The organism is Acidovorax sp. HMWF018, assembly GCF_003061035.1.
Classification (GTDB): domain Bacteria; phylum Pseudomonadota; class Gammaproteobacteria; order Burkholderiales; family Burkholderiaceae_C; genus Acidovorax; species Acidovorax delafieldii.
Genome location: NZ_QAIM01000434.1, coordinates 12,558 through 14,496, shown reverse-complemented (window position 1 = coordinate 14,496; position 1,939 = coordinate 12,558). Strand labels below are relative to the sequence as shown.

The following is a 1,939-nucleotide window of genomic DNA, read 5'->3' as shown; positions in this document are numbered from 1 at the left end:
GCCAGGCCTGCCCGTCGCTGGCAGGCAGCAGGCCGGTAAGCATCTTCATGGTGGTGGACTTGCCGCAGCCATTGCTGCCCAAAAAGCCAAAAATCTCGCCCCGCTGGATGCGAAAGCTCACGTGGTCCACCGCCACAAAGTCGCCAAACCGCATGGTCAGGTCGCGCGCCTCGATGGCCACGTTGGTGGCGTCGTCTGCCTGCGACCGGTCCAGCGGCGGAATCTGCACCGCCTGGTGGCCCCGGCGCTTGGCCTCGGGCAGCAGGGCCACAAAGGCCTGCTCCAGCACATCGTGCCCGGTGCGGGCCATCAGCTCGGCAGGCGTACCCGTGGCCAGGATGCGCCCCTCGTCCATCGCCACCAGCCATTCAAAACGCTGGGCCTCTTCCATGTAGGCGGTGGCCACGATGACGCTCATGCCGGGCCGCGCGGCGCGGATGCGGCCGATCAAATCCCAGAACTGCGCGCGCGCCAACGGGTCCACGCCGGTGGTGGGCTCGTCCAGAATGAGCAGGTCCGGGTCGTGGATGAGCGCGCAGCACAGGGCCAGCTTTTGCTTCATGCCGCCCGAGAGTTTGCCCGCAGGCCGCGCCAGAAAGGGGTACAGCCCCGTGCTGCGCGTGAGTTCGTCAATGCGGCGGCGCCGCTCGGCCGCGTCGTGCCCGAACAGGCGGCCAAAGAACTGCAGGTTCTCTTCCACCGACAGCGTGGGGTACAGGTTCTTGCCCAGGCCCTGCGGCATGTAGGCGATGCGGGGGCACACCCGGCTGCGGTGGCGGCTTTGGGCCATGTCGCCGCCCAGCACCTCCACGGTGCCCTGCTGCACCGCCCGCGCGCCCGCCACCAGGGCCAGCAGGCTGGACTTGCCCACGCCGTCCGGCCCGATCAGGCCCACCATGCGGCCGGCGGCCACCTCCAGGTCGATGCCCTCCAGCGCCACCGTGCGCCCGTAGCGCTGGCCCACGCCACGCAGGCGGGCCACGGGTGCCGCGCTGCCGGGGAGGCTCACTGGCCGGCCTTGACGGCGAGGTTGGCGGGCCACTCCACCGCAGGGTCCACCCGCAGCCAGGCCACGCCGGGCAGTCCGGTCTTGACCTGTTCCTGGTGGCGCAGCAGCAGCGCCTTGTCGATCTGCGCGCGCACGCGGAACATGAGCTTCTGGCGCTCGCTCGCGGTCTCCACCGTCTTGGGGGTGAACTGCGCAGTGCTGGCCACGAACGACACGGTAGCCGGGATCACGAAGCCCGGCGCGGCATCGAGCACGATGCGCACCTCGCTGCCCAGTGCTACCCGGCCCGCCACGGTCTCAGGCAAAAAGAAGGTCATGTACACGTCGCTCAGGTCCACCAGCTGCAGCACGCGCGCACCTGCGCCCACCACCTCGCCGGGCTGCACCACACGGAACTGCACCCGCCCGTCGCGCGGTGCCTTGAGTTCGCTGTCGGCCAGCTCCACATCAATGCGCGCCAGCGTGGCCTCAAGCGCACGCACATTGGCCTCGGCACTGGTCACCTGCGTGCGCGACGCGCCAATGCCCGCCTGTGCGGCCTTGGCCTGGGCCTTGGCAGCCGTCACAGCGGCCTGCTGGCTACGTACCTTGGCACGGTCATCGTCGAGCAACTGGCTGGAGAAAAAGCCTTCGCGCGCTAGCTGCTCAGAGCGCGGCAGGCGGCGGCGTGCGGTGTCTAGGTCGCTCTCGCGCTGGGCCACCACGGCCAAGGCGGCCTGGTAGTCGCTCTCGCGCTGGGCCACCTGCACCTGGGCACTGCTGATGGCCAATTGCGCCTGCTGCAGCCGGGCCACGGCCTCTTCGCGCTGGGCCTGCAGGCCGTCGATCTGCATGCGGGCCAGGGGCTGCCCCGCCTTCACAAAATCGCCCTCGACCACCAAAACATCGAGCACACGCCCCGCCTGCTTGGTGGCCACGGCAATCTCGGTG

The 1,939-nt window shown here is 69.7% G+C and carries 1 protein-coding gene and 1 pseudogene; both read right to left on the bottom strand.

The features are described 5' to 3' along the window. Positions 1–1,009, bottom strand: a pseudogene (locus DBR23_RS30990) (ATP-binding cassette domain-containing protein); the annotation flags it as partial. Continuing rightward, positions 1,006–1,939: HlyD family secretion protein (locus tag DBR23_RS18140; RefSeq protein ID WP_108499148.1), on the bottom strand; the 934-nt coding region annotated here is incomplete at its 5' end. The pseudogene DBR23_RS30990 and the gene DBR23_RS18140, both read right to left, overlap by 4 nt.